This window comes from Streptomyces sp. bgisy100 (assembly GCF_057709105.1).
Genome location: NZ_JBYITE010000001.1, coordinates 1 through 21,768, shown reverse-complemented (window position 1 = coordinate 21,768; position 21,768 = coordinate 1). Strand labels below are relative to the sequence as shown.

The 21,768-nt window shown below is 72.4% G+C and carries 22 protein-coding genes and 1 tRNA gene; 15 read left to right on the top strand and 8 right to left on the bottom strand.

Annotated features, from left to right (window positions below; genetic code table 11):
• Nucleotides 1-61 precede the first annotated feature (61 nt).
• A complete protein-coding gene (locus tag AC3EQ1_RS00115) occupies nucleotides 62-1,465 on the top strand; it encodes a hypothetical protein (RefSeq protein ID WP_432092159.1) in 1,404 nt (467 codons plus the stop codon).
• Between the two features lie 270 nt (nucleotides 1,466-1,735).
• Nucleotides 1,736-2,755 carry an SURF1 family protein gene (locus tag AC3EQ1_RS00110; RefSeq protein WP_432092158.1) on the top strand — a complete coding sequence of 340 codons (1,020 nt, stop codon included), beginning with the start codon at nucleotides 1,736-1,738 and terminating at the stop codon, nucleotides 2,753-2,755.
• A gap of 94 nt (nucleotides 2,756-2,849) precedes the next feature.
• Here the strand turns inward: AC3EQ1_RS00110 and AC3EQ1_RS00105 are convergent, their stop codons facing one another.
• On the bottom strand, nucleotides 2,850-4,715 hold the full coding sequence (locus tag AC3EQ1_RS00105; RefSeq protein ID WP_432092157.1) for a S9 family peptidase: 1,866 nt from the start codon (nucleotides 4,713-4,715) through the stop codon (nucleotides 2,850-2,852).
• A gap of 348 nt (nucleotides 4,716-5,063) precedes the next feature.
• Between AC3EQ1_RS00105 and AC3EQ1_RS00100 the strand changes: the two genes are divergently transcribed.
• Nucleotides 5,064-5,294, top strand: coding sequence for a hypothetical protein (locus tag AC3EQ1_RS00100; RefSeq protein ID WP_351507945.1), 231 nt, complete (start codon nucleotides 5,064-5,066; stop codon nucleotides 5,292-5,294).
• Nucleotides 5,295-5,780: 486 nt separating this feature from the next.
• Nucleotides 5,781-6,446: a GOLPH3/VPS74 family protein gene (locus tag AC3EQ1_RS00095; protein ID WP_432092156.1), complete on the top strand. Its 666-nt coding sequence runs from the start codon at nucleotides 5,781-5,783 to the stop codon at nucleotides 6,444-6,446.
• Between the two features lie 381 nt (nucleotides 6,447-6,827).
• Here AC3EQ1_RS00095 and AC3EQ1_RS00090 read toward each other — a convergent pair.
• Nucleotides 6,828-6,901, bottom strand: a tRNA-Pro gene (locus AC3EQ1_RS00090).
• Between the two features lie 342 nt (nucleotides 6,902-7,243).
• Nucleotides 7,244-8,182, bottom strand: a complete 939-nt coding sequence (locus tag AC3EQ1_RS00085; RefSeq protein WP_432092155.1) for a metallophosphoesterase — start codon at nucleotides 8,180-8,182, stop codon at nucleotides 7,244-7,246.
• A 241-nt stretch (nucleotides 8,183-8,423) separates the two neighbouring features.
• Here AC3EQ1_RS00085 and AC3EQ1_RS00080 point away from each other — a divergent pair, with 241 nt between their 5' ends.
• Nucleotides 8,424-8,888 carry a GatB/YqeY domain-containing protein gene (locus tag AC3EQ1_RS00080; protein ID WP_432092154.1) on the top strand — a complete coding sequence of 155 codons (465 nt, stop codon included), beginning with the start codon at nucleotides 8,424-8,426 and terminating at the stop codon, nucleotides 8,886-8,888.
• 130 nt (nucleotides 8,889-9,018) lie between these two features.
• On the opposite strand, the gene AC3EQ1_RS00075 is transcribed toward AC3EQ1_RS00080, so the two are convergent.
• Complete coding sequence (locus AC3EQ1_RS00075) at nucleotides 9,019-11,238, bottom strand: transglycosylase domain-containing protein (protein ID WP_432092153.1); 2,220 nt, start codon at nucleotides 11,236-11,238, stop codon at nucleotides 9,019-9,021.
• Between the two features lie 334 nt (nucleotides 11,239-11,572).
• Here AC3EQ1_RS00075 and AC3EQ1_RS00070 point away from each other — a divergent pair, with 334 nt between their 5' ends.
• Nucleotides 11,573-11,959: a WhiB family transcriptional regulator gene (locus AC3EQ1_RS00070; protein ID WP_388857618.1), complete on the top strand. Its 387-nt coding sequence runs from the start codon at nucleotides 11,573-11,575 to the stop codon at nucleotides 11,957-11,959.
• A 504-nt stretch (nucleotides 11,960-12,463) separates the two neighbouring features.
• Here AC3EQ1_RS00070 and bagB read toward each other — a convergent pair.
• Together bagB and bagA are read right to left on the bottom strand one after the other, a co-directional pair.
• Nucleotides 12,464-13,708, bottom strand: a complete 1,245-nt coding sequence (gene bagB, locus AC3EQ1_RS00065) for an ATPase BagB (RefSeq protein WP_432092152.1) — start codon at nucleotides 13,706-13,708, stop codon at nucleotides 12,464-12,466.
• Between the two features lie 121 nt (nucleotides 13,709-13,829).
• The gene (bagA, locus tag AC3EQ1_RS00060; RefSeq protein WP_351507957.1) at nucleotides 13,830-14,819 is read right to left on the bottom strand and encodes an ATPase BagA; all 990 of its coding nucleotides are present in this window, start codon (nucleotides 14,817-14,819) and stop codon (nucleotides 13,830-13,832) included.
• 71 nt (nucleotides 14,820-14,890) lie between these two features.
• Here bagA and sp36 point away from each other — a divergent pair, with 71 nt between their 5' ends.
• The 4 genes from sp36 to AC3EQ1_RS00040 all read left to right on the top strand — a co-directional run bounded on the left by sp36 (nucleotide 14,891) and on the right by AC3EQ1_RS00040 (nucleotide 17,446).
• On the top strand, nucleotides 14,891-15,052 hold the full coding sequence (gene sp36 / locus AC3EQ1_RS00055; protein ID WP_351507959.1) for a Sp36 family protein: 162 nt from the start codon (nucleotides 14,891-14,893) through the stop codon (nucleotides 15,050-15,052).
• Nucleotides 15,049-15,513: a RidA family protein gene (locus AC3EQ1_RS00050; protein ID WP_432092151.1), complete on the top strand. Its 465-nt coding sequence runs from the start codon at nucleotides 15,049-15,051 to the stop codon at nucleotides 15,511-15,513. Before sp36 ends, AC3EQ1_RS00050 begins: the two co-directional genes overlap by 4 nt.
• 170 nt (nucleotides 15,514-15,683) lie before the next feature.
• Nucleotides 15,684-16,619: an NUDIX hydrolase gene (locus AC3EQ1_RS00045; RefSeq protein ID WP_432092150.1), complete on the top strand. Its 936-nt coding sequence runs from the start codon at nucleotides 15,684-15,686 to the stop codon at nucleotides 16,617-16,619.
• A complete protein-coding gene (locus AC3EQ1_RS00040; protein ID WP_432092149.1) occupies nucleotides 16,616-17,446 on the top strand; it encodes an MBL fold metallo-hydrolase in 831 nt (276 codons plus the stop codon). The genes AC3EQ1_RS00045 and AC3EQ1_RS00040 overlap by 4 nt, the downstream gene beginning before the upstream one ends.
• Before the next feature lie 132 nt (nucleotides 17,447-17,578).
• On the opposite strand, the gene AC3EQ1_RS00035 is transcribed toward AC3EQ1_RS00040, so the two are convergent.
• Together AC3EQ1_RS00035 and AC3EQ1_RS00030 are read right to left on the bottom strand one after the other, a co-directional pair.
• Complete coding sequence (locus tag AC3EQ1_RS00035; RefSeq protein ID WP_432092148.1) at nucleotides 17,579-17,968, bottom strand: hypothetical protein; 390 nt, start codon at nucleotides 17,966-17,968, stop codon at nucleotides 17,579-17,581.
• Nucleotides 17,969-17,993: 25 nt separating this feature from the next.
• Nucleotides 17,994-18,434 (bottom strand): helix-turn-helix domain-containing protein, encoded by a 441-nt coding sequence (locus tag AC3EQ1_RS00030; protein WP_388857396.1) that lies wholly within the window; start codon nucleotides 18,432-18,434, stop codon nucleotides 17,994-17,996.
• 240 nt (nucleotides 18,435-18,674) lie between these two features.
• Here AC3EQ1_RS00030 and AC3EQ1_RS00025 point away from each other — a divergent pair, with 240 nt between their 5' ends.
• From AC3EQ1_RS00025 to AC3EQ1_RS00005, 5 genes are all read left to right on the top strand, one after another.
• The gene (locus AC3EQ1_RS00025) at nucleotides 18,675-18,911 is read left to right on the top strand and encodes a WhiB family transcriptional regulator (protein WP_432092147.1); all 237 of its coding nucleotides are present in this window, start codon (nucleotides 18,675-18,677) and stop codon (nucleotides 18,909-18,911) included.
• Nucleotides 18,912-19,057: 146 nt separating this feature from the next.
• Nucleotides 19,058-19,804: a hypothetical protein gene (locus tag AC3EQ1_RS00020; protein ID WP_432092146.1), complete on the top strand. Its 747-nt coding sequence runs from the start codon at nucleotides 19,058-19,060 to the stop codon at nucleotides 19,802-19,804.
• On the top strand, nucleotides 19,801-20,010 hold the full coding sequence (locus AC3EQ1_RS00015; protein WP_432092145.1) for a helix-turn-helix domain-containing protein: 210 nt from the start codon (nucleotides 19,801-19,803) through the stop codon (nucleotides 20,008-20,010). The genes AC3EQ1_RS00020 and AC3EQ1_RS00015 overlap by 4 nt, the downstream gene beginning before the upstream one ends.
• 402 nt (nucleotides 20,011-20,412) lie before the next feature.
• Entirely contained in the window at nucleotides 20,413-20,820 is a 408-nt protein-coding gene (locus tag AC3EQ1_RS00010) for a hypothetical protein (protein ID WP_432092144.1), read from the top strand.
• 169 nt (nucleotides 20,821-20,989) lie between these two features.
• Nucleotides 20,990-21,559 carry a phage tail tube protein gene (locus tag AC3EQ1_RS00005; RefSeq protein WP_432092143.1) on the top strand — a complete coding sequence of 190 codons (570 nt, stop codon included), beginning with the start codon at nucleotides 20,990-20,992 and terminating at the stop codon, nucleotides 21,557-21,559.
• The last annotated feature ends 209 nt before the right edge of the window (nucleotides 21,560-21,768 follow it).

Genomic DNA, 21,768 nt, shown 5'->3' with positions numbered 1-21,768 from the left:
TCCGGGGTGCGAGGCTTCCGATGCGGGGCGCTCGGCGTCCGATACGGGTCGAGAAGTGGCCGTGCCGGATGGCGCGTCCGAGGGGGCGGAGGCTGGGGCTTCCGCTGCGGAGGGCGACGCGGCCGAGGGCGGCTGCGAGGCCGTCGAGGGGCTGGATGCGTCGGATGGTCCCGAGGCAGGCGCTTCCCGGGCCGACGGCAGCGCGACGGATTCGGCTGAGGCCGGTTCCGCGGCGGACGACTCCGGGGCGGACGACTCCGGGGTGGCTTCCGGAGCGACGGATGGATCCGGGGCCGACGCGGTGACGGATGCCTCCGAGGCCGCATCCGCGACGGATGCCGCGGCGGACGGTTCCGAGAGCGATTCCGTGGCACACGCCTCCGACGCCGGGGTGACGGCTCTGCTCGGGGCGGTCCGTGGCTCCGCCGGTTCCCAGGTGCGGCGGAATGCGGATTCCGAGGTGCCGCGGGACGCGGACGGGCCCGGCCTGGACGAGCAGGCCCTCCGGGCGCTGCTGCACACCGCCGTCGACGACATCGAGCCGGCGCCGCACGCCCTCGACCATCTCCGGTACGCGGTACCGGCGCGGCGTGCCCGCAAGCGGCAGGCACTGGTCGGCGCGGCGGCCGCAGTGCTGCTGGTCGGCAGTGCCGTGCCCGCGCTGGTGCATGTCGCCCGCGACTCGGGGGTGACGGAGGCGCACCCGGCCAACGCCGGGCACAGCGAACGGACTCAGGGCGGCTCCGGTGGCACCGCCGCCGAAACCGAGGGCGGCGAGAAGGCGAAGGAGCCGTCCGACAAGGAGACCGAGAGCGGCAAGCGCGACCGGGACAGCGAGAAGGGCGACGCGTCGGAGCAGCCGGGCGGTGGCACGGTCGGTGGCGGGGAGGGCCCGGCCGAGACCATGGCCGCCACCTCGCCGACCTGCACCCGGGACCAGCTCAGCGGCGGTGTCGCCACACCCGCAACGCTCGACGGTTCGAGCACCGTGTACGGCTCCTTCCAGGTCACCAACACCTCCGACGCGGCCTGCACCGTCGACGGTGGCGGACAGGTCTTCGCAACCGCGCAGGGCGGCGCCGACGGCACCCGGATCTCCGTGGTGGACCACACCGCGGGTGACCCGGCCACCGCTCTGCCCGACCCGGCCACCCAGCCTCAGACGGTGATCCTCCAGCCGGGGGTCGCCTATCAGGTGAAGTTCGCCTGGGTCCCGGCCGAGGGGGGTGCGGGTGGCTGCCCCAACCCCGGTTCGACGCCGGACCCGGGCAGCTCGGGTGCCGCGGGTGAACCGGACGGCGCGACGGTGGCCGATACGGCCGAGGGCGACCAGGGCACTCCGCCCGCGGGCAGCGTGGCACTCAGTCACACCCCGCAGGCCGGTGCGCCCAGCGCCGCCGACGCCACCATCACCAACGCGTGCGCGGGGACGATCTACCGTACGGGGGCACTGGCGACCGCCTGAGCGACTGCTGGAACGGCTGCTGAGACGGCTGCTGAAGTGGCTCGTGGGTGATCGATCGAGTGACCGCTCGAGAGGTCGCTCGAGTGACCGCTCAAGTGGCTGTCGGGGCTTTCTCCGGCCGGGCTGTCCGGCCGGGCTGTTCGTCCGGCCGCCCGGCTGCCCGGCTGCCCGGATGCCTGCCCCGGGTCGGGGCTTGTCCGGACGCCGGTGGGCCGGGAAGGCGGTGACCCCGGGGGCGGGGGCCCCGGCTGTGGCCCGTACCGTGGTGGTGTGTACCGGTTCCTGCTGACGCCCCGCTGGTGGGGAATCAACCTCTTCGTCGCGCTCGGCGTGCCGTTCTGCCTCTTCATGGGCAGCTGGCAGCTGGGCCGCTTCGAGACGCGTGTGGAGTCCCATCGGGAGCAGCAGCGGGACGCGGACGCCCATGCCGAGGAGGCGGCGGCGCCGCTGGCCGACCTGCTGCCGGTGACCAAGGAGACGTCGGGCCGGCGCGCCACCGCGACCGGCCGCTACGACACCCAACTGCTCGTCCCCGACCGCCGCTTGGGCGACCGGAACGGCTTCTACGTCCTCACGCTGCTGCGTACCGAGGGCGGCGACGCGCTGCCCGTCGTCCGCGGCTGGCTGCCCGGCGACGCCGACCGGGCCGATGTTCCCGAGCCGCCGCGCGGCAAGGTCACCGTGACCGGGGCGCTGCAGTCCTCGGAGACGCAGAGCAGCGACGGGGCCCGTTCCGGAGGGCTTCCCCGGGGGCAACTCGGCATGATCAGCGCGGCGTCGCTGGTGAACGTGGTGCCGTACGGGGTGTACGACGCCTGGATCACGCTCCCCGAGACCGGTGCCGAGACCGGTGCCGGGGCCGGTGCCGGGGCCGGGGCGCAGGGCGCGCTGCGGCCGGTGCCCCCGACTGCCCCGCAGGGGAGCGGCCTGGACCTCAAGGCGTTCCAGAACCTCGGCTACACGGGCGAGTGGTTCGTCTTTGCCGGGTTTGTGGTCTTCATGTGGTTCCGTCTGCTGCGTCGGGAGGCGGAAGCGCAGCGCGATCTGGCCCTGGGACTGCTGCCGGAGCAGACCGAGCAGGCGGTAGCCGACCGGACAGGACGAGCCGACCGGGCGGAACGGGCCGAAGGGCCGGAAGCGGGTGGACGGTCGGAGCAGCCCGGACCCGCCGAGCGGACGAGCCCCGCCGAGCAGACGGAACATGCTCCTGGACGGGCTCCGGTGAGCGGTCCGAGCGACACCGGTTCCGGGCGTGCGGTGCCGGAGTCGGACCCGGCCGGCCGCTCCTGAGGCCCGTCCGACCGGAGCCTGCGGCCGGGGGCCTCGTCAGGCACTGCCCCCAGCCGTCAGGTCCGCTCCCCGTGATCCGGGTTGCGCCCGGTCCTCAGCCGCCGTTTCCGGACTTCAGGTGCCGCTCGGCGAAGTCGATCTCCAGCCGCAGCTGCTTGATGCGCTCCTCCACGACCAGGGAGCCGTGCCCCGCGTCGTAGCGGTACACCTCGTGCGGTGCTCCCCGGTCGGCCAGCCGCCGGACGTAGTTCTCCACCTGCCGGATCGGGCAGCGCGGGTCGTTCACGCCGGCCGAGATGTAGACCGGTGCGCGCACCTGGTCCACGTAGGTCAGCGGGGAGGAGGCCGCGAACCGCTCCGGTACTTCCTCCGGCGTCCCGCCCAGCAGGGTGCGGTCCATGGCCTTCAGCGCCTCCATCTCGTCGTGGTAGGCGGTGACGTAGTCCGCGACCGGGACGGCCGCCAGGCCCAGGGCCCAGGCCTCCGGCTGGGTGCCCAGACCGAGCAGCGTCAGATAGCCGCCCCAGGAGCCGCCCGCCAGAACCAGGCGGTCCGGATCGGCGAGCCCGGACTCCACGGCCCAGTCGCGGACCGCGGCGATGTCCTCCAGCTCGATCAGCCCCACCCGGTGCTTGAGGGCGTCCGTCCACGCGCGTCCGTACCCGGTGGAACCGCGGTAGTTGACCCGTATGACGGCGAAGCCGTGGTCCACCCAGGCCGCCGGGCCGCCCGCAAAGGCGTCGCTGTCGTGCCAGGTCGGCCCCCCGTGGATGTCGAACACCGTCGGGAACGGGCCCTCGCCCTCGGGCTGTTGCACGAGCGCGTGCACCCGGCCGCCGGGTCCCTCCACCCAGGCGTCCGTGACCGGCACGGACTTCGGCGCCTTCATCCCGGGGGGATCCAGCACGGTCCGTCCCGTCGTGGAGCGGACCACCGGCGGCAGCGCCGCCGAGGACCAGAGGTACTCCACCGATCCGTCCGGCCGGGCCGTCGCCCCGGACACCGTGCCGGGCGGGGTCTCCAGCGGCAGCAGCTCATGGGTGGCGGGTTCGTAGCGCCACAGCCGGCTGCGGGCCTGATGGCTCTGCTCGATCAGCAGGGCGGAGCCGTCCCCGGCGTCCGCCGGCGTACCCGTCGGCCGGGAGGCGCTGTCCCCGGGAGGCCGGGGGAACCACTCGGCCTCGATGTCTCCCGGCAGCTCGATGGCGAGGGCGGTCTCCTCGCCCGTCAGCGGGTCCCAGATCATCGGCTCCCAGCGGCCGCTGCGCTGGTGCCCGACGAGCATCCGGGAGTCGCCGTCCAGCGGGGAGAATCCCAGGCAGCTCAGGCCGAGCTCCGCCGTGCCGCCCTTGGTGTCGTCGAGTTCGGCCACCACCGAGCCGTCGAGCCGGAGCACCCGGAGCGCGGAGTGCATGGCGTCGCCGTGCTCGGTGTGCTCCATGGCGATCAGCGTGCCGTCGCGGGAGAGGTCGGCGACCCCCGCCGACTCCCGGTGCCGGTAGATCTCCACCGGCTCGGCGCCCGGGCGCAGTACATGGATCGTCGAGCCGTCCTCGTCCGTGGAGCGGCCGACCACGGCCGTGCCGTCCCGGCCCAGCGCCAGACCGGCCGGGTAGGAGGGCTCGAGGCCCGGGGTCGCGGGCTCGTCCGCCCCGCCGCTGAACGGCTGCCGCAGCCAGACGCCGAACTCGTCGCCGTCGGTGTCGTTGAACCACCAGATCCACTCGCCGTCCGGCGAAAGCAGCCCGTCCGTCGTGCCGTTCGGCCGGTCCGTCGCCTGTCGCTGCCCGCCCGTGGTGCGGTCCCAGGCGTAGAGCTCGTAGGTACCGGTCGCGTTCGAGACGAACAGCGACCGGTCCGGCGCGTCCTCCGCCCAGTCGGGCAGCCCGACCCGCGGTGCCCTGAAGCGCTTCTCCCAGTCCGGCACGGAGCCGGAGGACCCAGTGGTGTCGTCAGTCATGGCCCCATTCTGCGCAGACGTGCCGACATCGTGGTGGGGCGGCCCCCAGCCTGTGGATAACTTCCGCGGAGTGCCCTCCGCGCCCTCCGCACGGGAGCGTGGAGGGCCGCCCTCAAAGCTGCCCCCGGGGCCGGCTCGGGGGCCGGAACCGGGGTCCGGAGCAGGCGTCGGGGCCGCCGGCGTCCCTGCGCTCGTAATGATCTCGAAAGGGGGTGGATTTGCCCCCTGCAGATTCCGCCGAACGCATCGTTTTCCCAGGTCAAAGTCGTGCGACTGCGTCGTGGGGCGATGATCCGCACCAGGTGAGAAGCTGGGACCAGGGGAGTCGTCCACCGGGGAGCGTGCCCGATGGGAACCAGCATGCATGTGGTCTGGAGCAAGAAGGAACCGGGCCAGGTCGTCTACGAGACCTACGCCATCGTGACGACGGAGAAGGACGACGGCACCCAGGCCGCGGTCCGCAGCAGGAAGCACGAGGTCGTCATCCGCAGCCGCTCGCACGCGGCGCGGATCGCGGCCGAGCACGGGTACGAGCTCTTCGGGGAGGGCGAAGCCTGGGAGAGCCTGCCCGAAGAATAGGCCGGGGCGCGGCCCGCGCCCGGCCGACGCCGCGGCTCCGGCGTGTGCGAGCAGTGCCACGCGGTCCGTGCGCAGGAGCCCCCGGCGGTCCGCGCGCGAGAGCGGTACCCCGGCGGTCCCGGGCCGCGTACCAAGCGCCGGCGCGGTGACCCCAGGCGCCCCACGGATGTTCAGGCCGGGAGGGGGACCGGACCTGGCCGGGGCCCCGCACCGGCCCCCGACAAGATCCGGCGGGCCCCGTTCCGGTCCTCGGCAAGGCCGGATGTCCGGTCCCCTGAGCGAGTGCGGAAGCGGTCGCCGCGGCTGCGCCGGGCCCGGCCGCCGAACCGCTCCGGTGGTGGCGGCACCGCCCTCTCCGTGGTTCCCGTCGGCGGCAGACCCCGGCCGGGCCCGCCGCCGTGACGCGCATCGACCGTCAGGTGTTCTCACCCTCTTTGCGGTGATCAGGTGAGTTTCATCGATCAAGGCGGGGAGAGATCCATAAATATGGAAACCTCACTCGGTGAGCAGATCATGCTCCTGTCGCTCGACGACACCACCGGCATCCCTCGACTCCCGGTGCAGTGCGAGTTCGCGATCTCCTCCAGCGCCTCCGTGCTGGAACTGGCGCTCGCGGGCCGGGTCCGGTCGGAGGGCGACCACCTGGTCGTCACCGACCCCACGCCGTTGGGGATTCCGGCCCTGGACGGGACGCTGCAGCGGATCGCCGCGCAGAGCGAACGGGAGGACGCGCAGGCGTGGATCTTCCGGCTCAGGAAGCCGGCCGTCGACGACACCCGGCGGGCACTGGTCGAGAAGGGCGTCATCCGTGAGGAGCGGACGAGGCGTTGGGGCATCTTCCCCGCCAGTCGCTACCCGGAGGCCGACGGCACGGTCGAGAGGCAGCTGCGCCGGACGCTTTCGGCGGTGGTACTCGAGGGTCAGGAGCCCGACGCGCGCACGGCCGCACTGGTGGTGCTGCTGCACAGCGGTGGGCTGCACGAGCTGGTCTTCGACGAGGCCGACCGGGCGGCCGCCCGGAAGCGCATGGCCGAGCTGACCGAGGTGCACTGGGCCGAGCCGGTCATGCATCAGCTGGCGAACTCGGTGCACTTGGCGCTGACGACCATCGCGGCGGCGACGACCGCCGCAGTGGTGAACACCGTCGTATAGCGCGGCTCGGAGCATGCCGGGGGAGTCCCGGGATGGTGATGGGACGTCAGGAACTTCTCGGTTTCCCCGGCCGCTCCTCTGAGCTGCCCGTGCATGAACTGCGCCTGGCGGAGCGCGCTGTGGATGTACCGCCGCGCGGCATCGCATACGTTGCGCCTGGGTGGGCGCGTCCGGACCGGCTTGTTCGGCAAGGGGCAGCGGCTGCTTCGACTCGTCCGTCCCGATGATCTCGGGGCAGGAACGTCTGAGAGGGTGTCGGCGGGCACCGGCCCGGGGGCAGGATCCAAGATCTCTCCCGGGCTTTTTCTCATCCCCTCCGGAAATGCGGCAGGGGCCTGATCCGATTTCTCGAATCAGGCCCCTGACCTGGTGTTCCTTCAGTCGGGGTGGCGGGATTTGAACCCACGACCTCTTCGTCCCGAACGAAGCGCGCTGCCAAGCTGCGCTACACCCCGAAGCAACGAGCTCTACTTTAGCGGACCTGTCGCCCCACGCGAAATCCGGTTACCTGCTCGCAGCGGGTGGCGCCTCGTCCGGCTCCGCGTCGGCGGTGGGAGCCCGAGCGGCGGAAGGGCGGGCGGGGTTGACGGAGTTGTCGCCGTTCCCGGCGGGCGGGGCGGAACGGGAGGCGGCCGTGCTCCGCCCGCGTGTCGCTGGATGTGACCGCCGTCACAGGTCCTGCCCGTGGTTTCCCGGTCACCACCGGATGCGGGGGCGCCGTGCCGGGAAAGGGACTGCCCGGGCCGGTGGCCGCGCGGGAGCGGCCACCCGGTCCGGGCAGCGGGGGTGCGGTGGGGTCAGGCGTCGCGCGCGGTCAGGGTCAGCAGCGTCGCCTCGGGCGGGCAGGCGAAGCGCACCGGGGTGTAGCGGTTGGCGCCGCAGCCCGCCGAGACGTGCAGGTAGGAGGTCCTGCCCTCGGCGCTGTGCGTCGACAGGCCCTTGACCCGCCGGGTGTCCAGGTCGCAGTTGGTGACCAGGGCCCCGTAGAACGGGACGCAGAGCTGACCGCCGTGGGTGTGCCCGGCCAGGATCAGCGGGTAGCGGTCCGCGGTGAAGGCGTCGAGGGTCCGCAGGTACGGGGCGTGGACGACGGCCAGCGAGAGGTCCGCGTCCTCGGGGCCGCCCGCCACCTCGGCGTACCGGTCCCGCTTGATGTGCGGGTCGTCCAGCCCGGTGAGCGCGATCTCCAGGCCGTCGAGCCCGCCGAGCTTCAGCCGGCCGCGGCTGTTCGAGAGCCCCACCCAGCCCGCCGCGTCGAAGGCGTCCCGCATGCCCTCCCACGGGTTGCGCTCGACGCCGACCGCGGGATCGTTCTTGCCGTTGAGGCCGTGCTGGCCGCGGGCCCGCTCCAGGAGGTAGCGGCCGGGGTTGCGCAGCCGGGGTGCGTAGTAGTCGTTCGAGCCGAAGACGTACGCCCCGGGAAACTCCATCAGCGGTCCGAGCGCGTCAAGCACCTCGGGGACGGCCTTCTTGTCGGAGAGGTTGTCACCGGTGTTGATGACGAAGTCGGGCCGCAGGCCGGCGAGCGACTGCAGCCACCGCCGCTTCTTGCCCTGTCCCGAGACCATGTGGATGTCCGAGACCTGGAGCATGCGCAGCTGCCGCATCCCGGGCGGCAGCACCGGCACCGTGATCCGGCGGAGCCGGAACGAGCGGGGTTCGATGCCGGTTGCGTAGGCGAGGCCGGCCGCGCCGACTGCCGTGATTCCCAGGGGTACTGCGTATCGCGCGCGCATGGCCCCATGGTCGCAGACGGTGCGGGGACCGGGCAGTCCGGGCGGTCCGTGCGGGCTCCAGGGGCGCCCTCGCCGGGGGACCGCACGCGTCGCCCTCCGACGGCGGTCGCGCACGCGGCGCAGGGGCCTGCGACGGCCGTGATCCTTCGGCTGTCCCGGGGCGGACGGCGGCACGGTCTCCGGGCCGGGGCGGCAGGAATGCGGTGGGCGGGGCCCAGCCCTGCCGGGCATACTCATCGGCATGACCACGCTCAAGGCCACACTTAAGGACGACCTCACCGCGGCGATCAAGGCCCGTGACGAGCTGCGCTCCTCCACTCTCCGCCTCACCCTCTCCGCGATCACCAACGAGGAGGTCGCGGGCAAGTCCGCGCGCGAGCTCTCCGACGACGAGGTGCGGAAGGTGATCGCCCGCGAGGCGAAGAAGCGCCGGGAGGCGGCCGAGGCGTTCGCCCAGGGCGGCCGGACCGAGCAGGCCGAGCGGGAGAAGGCCGAGGGCGAGGTGCTGGCCGCGTACCTGCCGCAGCAGCTCTCCGACGAGGAGCTGAGCGCGCTGGTCGCGGATGCCGTGGAGGAGGCCGTGGCCGGTGGCGCCGAGGGGCCGCGGGCCATGGGCGCGGTCATGAAGATCGTGAACCCCAAGGTCGCCGGGCGGGCCGAGGGCGGCCGGGTCGCCGCCGAGGTCAAGCGCCACCTCGCGGGCTGACCTGCCCTCCGCACCGGTCGGCACATATGACGGAGGCGGCCCGGACCGCATGGTCCGGGGCCGCCCCGTCAGCTCCGCTCCGAGCACTGCCGCTCATCGGCCGGCTCCGCGCCGGCTCCGCGCGGCGTGCTCAGTGCTTCCGGCCGCGCCCGTTGCCGCCGCCCGTGAAACCGCCGTCGCCGCCGCCGATGAGGTTCGGCGGGAGCGAGATCTCGGGCCACTCGAAGTCGCCACCGCCACCGCCGCCACCGTTGCCGCCACCGTGGCCGGGGCGGTCGGGCTTGGCCGCGGGCGGCTCCGCGACGTGCACCGTCGGCAGCCGGGGCGCCGGCTTCCCCTCCAGCGCGCCGCTCATCGCGTCGCGCCAGATCGGTCCGGGGACCCCGCCGCCGAAGACCTTCGGGTAGTACTGCCCGCCGATGGTGATGTTCTCCATCGGCACCTTCGTGGTCGGGCTGCCGACCCAGACCGCGCCGGCCAGGTTCGGCGTGTAGCCGACGAACCACGCGGCCACGCGGCCGTCGGTGGTGCCGGTCTTGCCCGCGCTGTCCCGGCCCGAGAGGCCCGCCTGCTTACCGGTGCCGTCCTCGACCACACCGCGCAGCAGGGTGTTGATGCTGTCCGCGGTCTTCTGCGACATGACCTTCTTGCAGCTGGTCTTGGGCACGCGCAGCTTCCGGCCGGCCGCGTCGGTGACGGAGTCGATGGCGACCGGGGTGCAGTAGGTGCCCCGGTTGGCGAAGGTGGCGTAGGCGTTGGCCATGGCCAGCGGGGAGATGGTGGCGCTGCCCAGGGTGACCGCGGGGCCCTGCGGCAGCTTGTCGCCGTTGCCCATCCGGATCCCCAGGTCGGACGCCAGGTCGGTGACGGGGCAGACGCCGATGTCGCTGATCAGCTGCACGAAGTAGGTGTTGACCGACTTGGCGGTCGCCTCCTTCATCCCGTACGGCCCGACCTCGGACTCCAGCTCGTTGCTGACCGTGGCGCCGTCGGTGTTGACCCAGTTGCCCTTGCAGGTCTTGACCGGGCTCGGGTACGCCATCTTGTACGGCGCCGAGTAGCTCTTGCTCATCGGCAGGCCCTGTTCCAGCGCCGCCGCGGCGGTGACCGGCTTGAACGTCGAACCGACCTGGAAGCCGTAGTTCGAGCCGCCCATCTGCCGGTCCACGGACAGGTTGATCTGCGTCTCGTGGTCGCCGAAGCCGTACGGCCTGCTCTGGCCCATGCCCATGATCCGGCCGGTGCCCGGTTCGATCAGCGACACCGCGGTGGCGACCTTGTCGCCCTGCGAGACGTGGTCGTCGATCGAGGCCTGGACCGACTTCTGGGCCTTCGGGTCGAGCGTGGTGCGGATCGTCATGCCGCCCTGCGCCCAGCGCTTGGCCCGTGCCTTGCGGCTCTTGCCGAAGGCCTCGTCCTGGAGGAAGACCTCACGGACGTAGTCGCAGTAGAAGCCGGCCGCGCTGGTGGCGGTGATGCAGCCGTTCCGCGGCGTGCTGACGTCCAGCCGGATCGGCTTCCGCTTGGCCGCGTCGGCCCGGGACTGGGAGATGTCGCCCAGGTCGGCCATGCGCTGGAGGACGGAGTTACGACGCTTGGTGGCCTCGCCCTCGTTGTTCATCGGGTCCCAGCGGCTGGGCGACTGGACGATCCCGGCCAGCAGCGCGGCCTCCTCCAGCTTCAGGTCCTTCGCCGAGGTGCTGAAGTAGCGCTGGGCCGCGGCCTCGACGCCGTAGGCCTGCTGCCCGAAGAAGGTGATGTTGAGGTAGTTCTCGAGAATCTTCTTCTTCCCGAGCTCCTCCTCCACCTGGATCGCGTACTTGATCTCCTTGACCTTGCGGCCGATCGTCTGCTGGGTGGCCTGGGCGACCTTGTCGGGGTCGTCGCCGGCCTCCTCCACGAAGACGTTCTTCACGTACTGCTGGGTGAGGGTGGAGGCGCCCTGGGAGACGCCGCCGTTCTGGGCGTTCTTGTTGAGGGCCCGCAGGATGCCCTTCAGGTCGATCGCCCCGTGCCGGTAGAAGCGGGCGTCCTCGATCGCGACGATCGCCTTCCGCATGTACGGGGAGATGTCGTCGAGGTCCACCACGGTGCGGTCGCGGGAGTAGACCGAGGCGATCTTGCCGCCCTTGGCGTCCAGGATCGTGGTCTTCTGGCTCAGCGGCGGCCGCTTGAGGTTCGCCGGGATCTCGTCGAAGCCCTCGACGGACCCCTTGGCCGCGAGGCCCAGGGCTCCCGCGGCGGGGAGTGCGATGCCCGCCAGTACGGCTCCGGCTAGCACGCTGACACCGAGGAACCTGGCGGCCTGCTGTGTTCTGCTCAGACCACCGCCCGAACGCTTCTGAGACATGAGGGCAGCCTACGTTCTCATTCGCCGGACACGTATACATCCCTTGGCCTAAGCTGTCTCTGACTGTCACGGCGACGTGTGTCCTCCGCGCTTCTCCTCCTCGTCCTCCCCCCGGACGGAGTTGTGTCCGGAGTGACGTCCTGTGCCGTCCGGCATCCTCGGCGAGGCCTCGCAACCATCCCGCTTTGTCGGGATTGTCACGTATGCCCTCACATCACTCCGTTGGGTGATCTGCCGCGTACGCATAGTCCGTTCGGGCCATCCAAGATTGGGCCCGCAGGGGGTGTTGCGCCCTGTCTGCCTTCCGTAACGTCCTCAACTGGCAACGGTGAATATGCCGCTGCCGCCGTGGGGGAGCCTCGATTCGGGAGAGGACGGCACCAGCATGAGTAGCTGGGTTACCGACTGGAGCACGCTGGCAGCGTGCCGCACGACTGATCCGGACGAACTGTTCGTCCAGGGGGCAGCGCAGAACAGGGCCAAAGCGGTCTGCACCGGATGCCCGGTGCGCACCGAGTGCCTTGCCGACGCGCTCGACAATCGCGTCGAGTTCGGCGTGTGGGGTGGCATGACCGAGCGGGAGCGGCGCGCGCTGTTGCGCCGTCGTCCCACGGTCACCTCATGGCGCAGGCTCCTGGAGACCGCGCGGACGGAGTACGAGCAGAGCATCGGCATCCTGCCGGTGGAGCTGGAGGACGAGGACTTCGCTGCGGCGGGGTAGCCGGCTCCGGATGCGCTGAACTGCTCCCGTGGCCCCCCACACCCACGTCTGCCGCCGTTCGGTCCGCCGTCGCTCGCGACACCGGACAGGAACCCGCCGGATCCGCTGGGAACAGTTCCTCATCCACCGGCCCCCTCACCATCCGCGTCTCATCCGTGTGCCGATTCCGGGGTCGGCAGCTCGTGCGCCGTCGGCTGTACGCCGTCGGTACGGGAGCTGCCGATCCTTCGGTGGCCCGGTGCCGGTCACCCCGGCGAGGCGCGGTGATCTCGCGCACCCCGGTGCGGCGACGCCGTAACGCGTCGCCGCACCGGGGCGAGGCATGCCATGACGCGAGGTGTCGTGACTCGGCGCCCCACCGGTCCGAGCCCGATCGGCCAACGCCGGATGGGCCGTTCGCAGAGGTGCGCGCCGGTCGCGGCCCCGCGCGGGCGCGACCGGTCGGTTGCGAGGTCGGTCGGATGCGCGGTCGGTCAGGGGCGGTGGGTCGTTGACGGGCCGGGCTCAGACTCCGACCGGGCTGCCGGTCGCGAGCCGGTTTCCGATGGCGCGCAGGCCGTCGAGGTCGTGGACGTCACCGGGCAGTGCCGCCACCTCGGCCACGGCGACCTCCGGGTGCAGGGCGGTGAACCGGTCGCGCATGCGCTGCTCACGCGCGAGCACCTGCATGCGTTCGGCGTGCAGCCGCAGCAGTCCGGCGGCGAGTAGTTCTGCGGGATCCGAATCGCCCTCGACCGCGGGGGAGTCACCGTCGGGGCTCTCGGGCGTACGAGTGCCAGCTTGCCCGCCCGCACGATCGACAATGCGGCTTTCCTCAAGATTTTCCGCGGCCGCCAGGGCGCGCTCCGCGCTGAGCTGAGCGGCGCCGCTGCCGTGCACCCGGTTCAGCACCAGCCCGGCCAGCGGCATGCTCTCGGCGGCCAGCCGCTCGACGAAGTACGCGGCCTCGCGCAGGGCGTCCCGCTCCGGCGCCGCGACCACCAGAAACGCCGTGCCCGGCGCCTGGAGCAGCCGGTAGGTGGCGTCGGCGCGGGTCCGGAAGCCGCCGAACGTGGTGTCCATCGCCGCCACGAACGTCTGCACGTCGCGGAGCAGCTGCGTCCCCATCAGCTTGCTGAGGGTTCCGGTCATCATCGACATGCCGACATTGAGGAACTTCATTCCCGCCCGGCCGCCGATCTTGGCCGGGGCCATCAGCATCCGGATGAACTTGCCGTCCAGGAACGAGCCGAGGCGCTTGGGGGCGTCCAGGAAGTCCAGTGCGGAGCGGCTGGGCGGGGTGTCCACGATGATGAGGTCCCACTCGTCCCGCGCGCGCAGCTGGCCCAGCTTCTCCATGGCCATGTACTCCTGCGTGCCGGCGAAGCCCGCGGAGAGGGACTGGTAGAAGGGGTTCTCCAGGATCGTGCGGGACCGTTCGGCGTCCGCGTGGGCCTCGACGACCTCGTCGAAGGTCCGCTTCATGTCGAGCATCATCGCGTGGAGTTCGCCGCCGGGTGCCGCGTCGATCCCCTCGACCCGGCGGGGGACGTTGTCCAGCGAGGCGATGCCCATCGACTGGGCGAGCCGGCGGGCCGGGTCGATGGTGAGGACGACGACCTTCCGGCCGCGCTCGGCCGCCCGGACGCCCAGCGCCGCGGCCGTGGTCGTCTTGCCCACGCCCCCGGAGCCGCAGCACACGACGATGCGGGTGCCGGGGTCGTCCAGCAGCGGGTCGGTCTCCAGCAGCGGAGCGGCCTCCAGGGTCATGCGGTGTCCTCGCTTCGTCCACGGCACTCGGGGCGGTCACGGCGGGTGCGGGGCTCGGGGCGGGTGCGGCCGGGCCGGCCGGCGGCGTGGCCCCGGGGGCCGGGCCGGTCGCCGCCCCGGCTCACCACGCTTCCTCCTCGACGCCCTGCTTCCGCAGGTCCCGGGCGAGCCGGTAGAGGCCGGAGAGGTCGCCTCCGTCGCCGAGGAGTTCCAGTTCGTACGTCGGCAGGTCGAGGTCGGCGATGGCCGTCCGCTGCTCGCGCTCCAGCCGGAGGCGCTCGGCGTGCTCGCGGGCCTCCGCCAGCAGCGGGTCGACGAGCCGCTCGGCCAGCCCGCCGCGGCGCGCCCCGCCCAGTCCCGCCTGGGAGAGCGCCTTGGCGACGGCCGTGCGACGGCTGGTGGCCGCGGCCTCCACGGCCTCCTCGTCGAGGACCTGCGGCCGCACCATGTTGATCAGGATGCCGCCGACGGGCAGGCCCGCCTCCCGCAGTTCCGCGACGCCGTCCATGGTCTCCTGGACCGGCATCTCCTCCAGCAGCGTCACCAGGTGGACGGAGGTCTCGGCGGACTTCAGGACGCGCATGACGGCCTGGGCCTGATTGTGTATCGGGCCGATCCGGGCCAGTCCGGCGACCTCGTCGTTGACGTTGAGGAAGCGGGTGATCCGGCCGGTCGGCGGGGCGTCCATGACCACCGAGTCGTAGACCGGGCGGCCGTCCCGGCCCTTCCGGCGCACCGCCTCGCACGCCTTGCCGGTGAGCAGGACGTCGCGCAGGCCGGGGGCGATGGTCGTGGCGAAGTCGATCGCGCCGAGCTTCTTCAGTGCCCGGCCGGCGCTGCCCAGCTTGTAGAACATCTGGAGGTAGTCGAGCAGCGCGCGCTCGGCGTCGATGGCGAGCGCGTACACCTCGCCGCCGCCCGGGGCGACCGCGATCTTCCGCTCCTCGTAGGGCAGCGCCTCGGTCTCGAAGAGCTGCGCGATGCCCTGCCGGCCCTCGACCTCGACCAGCAGAGTGCGTTTCCCCTCCGCGGCGAGGGCGAGCGCGAGAGAAGCGGCGACCGTGGTCTTGCCGGTGCCGCCCTTGCCACTGACGACGTGGAACCTGCTCATGCTGGGGAGCCTAACCAGTGGAGCCACGGGCTACGCACGAGGCTTCGGCCACAGGCATTACAGTCGGCCCCATGACGAAGTGGGAATACCAGACCGCGCCGCTGCTCATCCATGCCACCAAGCAGATCCTCGACAACTTCGGCGAGGAGGGCTGGGAGCTCGTCCAGGTCGTACCGGGCCCGCAGGGCGGGGACTCCCTGGTGGCGTACTTCAAGCGGGAGAAGCAGGCATGAGCGCCGTCGAGGAGAAGCTGAGCTCGCTGGGGCTCACCCTGCCGGCCGTCGCGGCGCCGCTGGCGTCGTACGTGCCGGCCGTCCGTTCCGGCTCCTATGTCTTCACCGCCGGGCAGCTGCCGCTGGTCGAGGGCAAGCTCGGGGTGACGGGCAAGGTCGGCGCCGAGGTGACGCCGGAGGAGGCCAAGGAGCTGGCGCGGCTGTGCGCGCTCAACGCCCTGGCCGCGGTCAAGTCGGCCGTCGGTGACCTGGACCGGATCGCGCGGGTCGTGAAGGTGGTCGGGTTCGTCGCCTCGGCGTCGGACTTCACCGGCCAGCCCGGCGTCGTCAACGGTGCCAGTGAGCTGCTCGGCGAGGTCCTGGGCGAGAAGGGCGTGCACGCCCGGAGCGCCGTGGGTGTCGCGGTGCTGCCGCTGGACGCTCCGGTCGAGGTCGAGATCCAGGTCGAGATCGCGGACTGACCACCCGGACCGACCACCGCCGTACGGATCCGCGCCGCCGCGGGGCGGCGGGCGGCTCCCCGGCCGGTGCCGGGCCGCTGCCGCTTTGCCGCCCCGGGCCGGACCGTTTCCCGGCCCGGCGGCCGCGGGTGCCTCTCGAACATCCCGTCGGAAACGCATAGCATCCGGCCATGTCCACCACGAATGGCCAGTGGTACCCGCCGGAGTGGCCCGACCGGATCCGCGCGCTCGCCGGCGGCGAGCTCACGCCGGTGGAGCCGCGCCGTGCCGCCACCGTGCTGCTGCTGCGCGACACCGAGCACGGGCCCGTCGTCCACATGCTGCGCAGACGGGCCTCCATGGCGTTCGCCGGGGGCGCGTACGCGTATCCCGGCGGTTCGGTGGACCCGCGCGACGAGCGGTCCGTCGGGTGGGCCGGCCCCGCCCCCGAGGCCTGGGCGGCCCGGCTCGGCCTGAACGACGAGGCCGCCGCTCAGTCGGTCGTCTGCGCGGCGGTGCGCGAGACCTTCGAGGAGGCGGGAGTCCTGCTGGCGGGGCCGTCCGCGGACACCGTGGTCGCGGACACCACGGGCGAGGACTGGGAGGCCGACCGGGCCGCACTCGTCGCCCGGGAGCTGTCCTTCGCCGAGTTCCTGGCGCGCCGCGGGCTGGTGCTGCGCAGTGATCTGCTGAGCGGCTGGGCGCGCTGGATCACTCCGGAGTTCGAGCCGCGCCGCTACGACACGTGGTTCTTCGTGGCTGTGCTGCCGCAGGGGCAGCGGACCCGGAACGCCTCCACCGAGGCGGACCGGACGGTCTGGATCCGCCCCGCGGACGCGGCGGCGGGCTACGACCGGGGTGAGCTGCTGATGATGCCGCCCACCATCTCCACGCTCCGGGAGCTGGAACCGTACGGGTCGGCGGGCCAGGCGCTGGATGCCGCGCCCACGCGCGACCTCACCCCGGTGCTGGCGCGGGCGGAGCTGCGGGACGGTGAGATCGTGCTGAGCTGGCCGGGGCACGACGAATTCACCCGGCACATCTCCCCGGCTTCCCAAGCTTCCCAAGCTTCCCAGGCTTCCCCGGCTTCCCCGGCTTCCCCGGCCGAGGGCGGAGCCGCCTCATGACGTACGCAGCCTCCCTGCCCGGGCAGCCGCGCGGCGGGACCATCGCGGGCCCGGCGACGGAGCGTGCCGTCTGCGTGCTGGCCCCGAACCCGTCGCCGATGACCCTGGACGGCACCAACACCTGGATCGTCGCCGAGCCCGACGCGGACCTCGCGGTGGTCATCGACCCGGGGCCGCTCGACGAGGACCACCTCAGTGCCGTGATCGCCACTGCGGAGCGGGCGGGCAAGCGGATCGGGCTGACGCTGCTCACGCACGGGCACCCGGACCACGCGGACGGGGCGAGCCGGTTCGCGGAGCTGACCCGTTCCCCGGTCCGCGCGCTGGACCCGGCGCTGCGGCTCGGGGACGAGGGCCTGGAGGCCGGCGACGTGATCACCACCGGCGGGCTGGAGCTCCGGGTGGTGCCCACTCCCGGCCACACCGCCGACTCGCTCTCCTTCCACCTGCCCGCCGACGGGGCGGTCCTGACCGGGGACACGGTCCTCGGCCGGGGCACGACCATGGTGGCCCACCCGGACGGGCGGCTCGGCGAGTACCTGGAGTCGCTGCGGCGGCTGCGCTCGCTCACCGTGGACGACGGCGTGGACACGGTGCTGCCGGGCCACGGCCCGGTGCTGAACGACGCCCGCGGCGCGGTCGAGTTCTATCTCGCGCACCGCGCGAACCGGCTGGCGCAGGTGGAGACGGCGGTCGAGGCGGGGTACCGGACGCCCGGCGAGGTCGTCGCGCAGGTCTACGCCGATGTGGACCGGTCGCTGTGGCCCGCGGCGGAGCTGTCGGTGCGGGCGCAGCTGGACTATCTGCAGGAGCACGGGCTGATCTGAGCAGGAGCATGGGCTGAGCAGGAGCAGGGGCGTCGGCTGAGCTGCCGGGGTGCCGGCCGTTCCGAGGAGCATGGGCTGATCTGCGGGGGAGCGGGCCGTGCCGAGGGGCACGGGGCCCGTTTCCCGGGGCCGTCAGCCGGACTGCTCACCGGGCTTGCGCTTGCGGTGCGGCATCAGCGGTTCCTGGCTGCGGAGTTCGCGGGCGCGCGGTGCCGGCAGCGGCGAGTCGATCAGGGCGATCACCTCGGCGAGCGAGGTGGCGCCGGTGCCCCGGGTCTCCTGCTCGGCGAGGTGCCGCATGGCGTCCTGCCACCCCTGGGCGTAGCCGGCCTCATGGGCCTGCTCCAGGGCGTCCCGGTGGTGGACGCCGAGCTCCCCGGCGGTCGTCGCGCGGCCCATCTCCAGGAGTAAGCCGGCGAGTTCGCGGGCATCCAGGGTGACCGGCCGGGAGGCGTCGGGGGCGGCGGAGCGTGGTCCGGTGCCAGGGCGGCCGGGTGCCGCCCTGCTCTCGTCCGTGCCCATGAAGTTACCCCCGTTTCTCCCGTTCTCAGCCGGTGCCCGCCCTGCGCCGCTGAGCCTCGGGCTCCTGGGACGGCAGGAACGGGGCCGCAACCTGAAGGAACAGCCCCCGTCGCTCCTCGGGGATTCCGAGCAGCTCGGCAGCTTCCGCCAGTGTGATGTTCCGGCTCCCTGCTGCGCTTTGCCGAGCGTATGCCACGGGCACGGGCAGGTCCTCTTCGGTCAGCTTCCCCGAGCGGATCAGCACGTCCCGCACGGGGACGTCCAGGGCGCGGGCCAGTCCGCGCATGGTCGCGAGGTCGGGCATGCTCTGGCGCTGCAGCAGCCGGGTGACCGCGGCACGGTGCACGCCCGCGTCGTCGGCGACCTTGGACCTGCCGCCGCCGCGCGGGTGGTCGATGTCGTAGCCCCGGGACCGCATGAGGTCCTCCATCCAGGCCGCGAAGTCCTCCAGGGTGTCCTTCGTCACGTCCGCTCCCTCCATCCGCGCACCAGGGTAACGCGCGTGCGCGTGCGAAATGGGCTGGAGGGGAGAGGTGCCCGCGACCTCGCGAAGGGCAAAGCAGGAACGGGCATCGGTAGTTGTGAAGGAACTGTGAGTTGCGTGCGAGTGCGCAACATGAAAAAATCCCTCCGAGCTCGCAAGGTCGTTCGAATCTTGCCCCTTCCCCCCACTCCGTTCCGATTCGGCCTTCCCATCGGAGTGCCCATGCCATCGCACGATCCAGAGGGCTTCGACTGGCGGGCAGGTGCCCGCTGCGCCACCCTCCCCCCGACCGCCGTCTTCTCCCGACGCCCCATCGATGCCGCACCCGCGTTGCGGGCGTGCAACACCTGTCCTGTCGTCGAGTTCTGCCTGCGCGCCGTGGACCCCGCGAACACCTGGTTCGACGGCGTCTGCGGAGGCCGGCTGTGGAGCAACGGCCGCGAGGTGCCGCTGTCATGAGTGAGACCACCGCCGGGAGGGCGACGACTGCCATGAGGGGGATGCCTGCCATGAAAGAGATCTCTGCCATGACAGGGATGCCTGCCACGAGTGGGGTGCCTGTCAGTGGGGCGCAGTCCGGGAGGGCGACTTCCTCTTCGGCGCCCATGGACGGTACGCCGCACCGGGCGGCCCCGGGGGCCGCGCCGGATCCGGCCGCCGAGCGCGCCCGCACCTGGCTCGGTCTGCTGAGCCGCCAGTTCCCGGAGCTGCTCGAAGAGCTCCTCCCGGGCCGCCCCGGGAGCCGGCCCTCGTACGACCTCGCCCCCGCGGACCTCCTCCGGCAGGCCCAGGAGGCGCGCGCGGACCGGGCCGCCGCCGTCTGGAACGCCCGGCACGGCATCACCCCGCTCGGCGGCGGGGCCGCACCCCTGCGGCTGCACGTCTCCGACGCCCTCCGGGACATCACCGACGGCGTGATCGAGCTGGAGGAGGCTGTCCGGGACCGGCTGCGGCTCGGCCGTCCCCGCAAGGCGGACGTGCCGCAGCGGCTGGCGCGGATCGCCGGACTGCTGGACCGGATCGGCGACGACCGGGTGCTCCTGGAACATGTGCTGACGGAGGCCCGGCGGATGGCCCGCCGCTGCGGACAGGCCCTCGGCGAGGCCGAGCCGCTGGTCCGGGTGCGGGGCCGCTGCCCCTGGTGCGACTCGGTGTCGCTGCGCGCCTTCCCCGTCCGGCGGGCCGTGCTGTGCATCAACCCGGCCTGCCGCTGCGCAGACGAGGAGTGCGGCTGCGCGGACAGCCCGGCGTACCGGCACACCTGGCCGGAGGACCGCTGGACCGAACTCGCGGACATGAGCGGCACTCTGCCGCAGGACCTGCTCACCGCGGTGACGGGAGACGAAGCATGATCGCGGGACTGCTCACGGGCGCCCTCGCCGCCCTGGAGGTCGAGGTGTCGGCGGCGACGATACGGAAGTGGGTGCAGCAGGGGCACCTGCGGCCCGCGGGCAAGCGCGGACGGGCCCAACTGTTCCGCCTGGAGGACGTGTTCGCGGCCGAGCGCCTCACCCGGCGAGGCGCTGGACGGGGCGGGGCGGGGGGTGTGCGGGTGTAACGGCAGTTCGTCAGTCCGTCACCCGCCCCGCCCACGGCTACCAGCACGCTGCCCTCACCGCATCTTCGATGCGGTGAGGGCAGTTCGTCGTCTACGGGGCGTTGGGCCGGGCCGACCGCTGGGGCACGGGTTCACGTCGGGCCGCCCATCGGCTGGTCCAACCGGTTCCGGAAGTGCTGCCCGAGTGGCTGCACTGGTCCCCGATCTCTTTCGGGACAGCGTTGGTTGCGCGCTCGCACGATCTCGTTCACACTTGGTGCAGCGGCGGAGCTGTGCCCGACACCGGGCAACGGTCCGCCGTTTCGCATGTGCGCGGCTCGCCGTCCGTACTCCTTCCTCCATCCGCACGGACGGCGGCCGCGCGCTTCTCTCCTGCCACCGCTTCCGACAAGGAGCCCGCATGTGAGTGATGCCCTGATCGCTTTCCCCGATGTGGAACGCCTCGTCGTCGACCACCTCAAGGACCGTCCCGAGCTGGCCGGGGTGACGGTCGACAACCGGCCGCCCGCCGGCTTCAACGGCACCCAGAAGGCCGTGCTGGTCTCACGGACCGGCGGGGCCTGGGTGGACGACCAGCATCTCGACCAGCCCCTGGTGGACCTCGAGGTCTACGGGCCGGACAAGACGGCCGCGCACGGCGTGGCCCTGGCCGCCCGCGCCGCACTGCTCCAGGCGCGCGGCACGACGTACGGGAGCGCGTACGTCACCGATGTCGTCGAGGCGGACGGCCCGCGCTGGCTGCCCGACTACAACCGCCCCGCGGGCAACCGCTACCTCTCCACCGTGCGGCTGCTGATCCGTACTGCGTAATCCGTACCGCGTGATCCGCACGCCCGATCCGCACGCCTGATTCGCACGCGTGATCCGCACGCCTGATTCACATCGCCTGAGGCACAGATTCGCGCCTCTCTCCTACGGGCCCTGCCGGAACGATCCGGCGGGGCCTTTGCCATACCCACCTGATGAATGAGGAGTTCACATGGCAGGCAACAAGGGTTCCGAGATTCGCGTCGCCGGTTCCGGGCGGGTGCTGGTCGCCGCCCCGGGCAAGGCCGCCCCGGTCGACACCGCCGCCGCGTGGAGCGCCGACTGGATCGACCTCGGCTACACCACCACCGACGGCATCAAGTTCAACAAGAAGGACAAGATCGACCCGGTCGACACCTGGCAGTCGGTGAGTCCGGCGCGGTTCATCTACTCCGACCGCGACCTGACCGTGAAGTTCCAGCTCCTCCAGCTGAACAAGGACACGCTGCCGTTCTTCATGGGCGGGGACGCGGTGGCCGCCGGCGCCGCCGCGGGGCAGTTCAAGTACGACCTGTCCGCCGAGCCGAAGAAGGACGAGCGGCAGCTCGGCATCGAGTTCACCGACGGCGGGGCGGCGACCTACCGGTTCATCATCCCGCGCGGTCAGGTCACCGAGACCGAGGAGATCTCGTTCACCCGCACCGGTGCGGTGAAGCTCGGTGTCACCTTCACCGCGCTGGCCGTGGAGGACACCACCAAGCCGCTGGCGACCATCCTGATGAAGGACCCGTCCTACGCGTAACCGACGGGTGCGGGGCGGCTCTTCGGAGCCGCTCCGGTCCGCGCGAGCACACACCGTTCCCCGTCGGTGGCCCCTCGCGCCCCTCGCGTCATGGCACGGGCCGGCCCTCCCCCGTGGGCCTCTGCCCGTCCGTGCGGCGGCGCGCGATTCCGGTGCCTGGCGCGCGTTTCCGTGCCGCCGCAACGGCAGCTCCTGTGGCGCCGTACGGC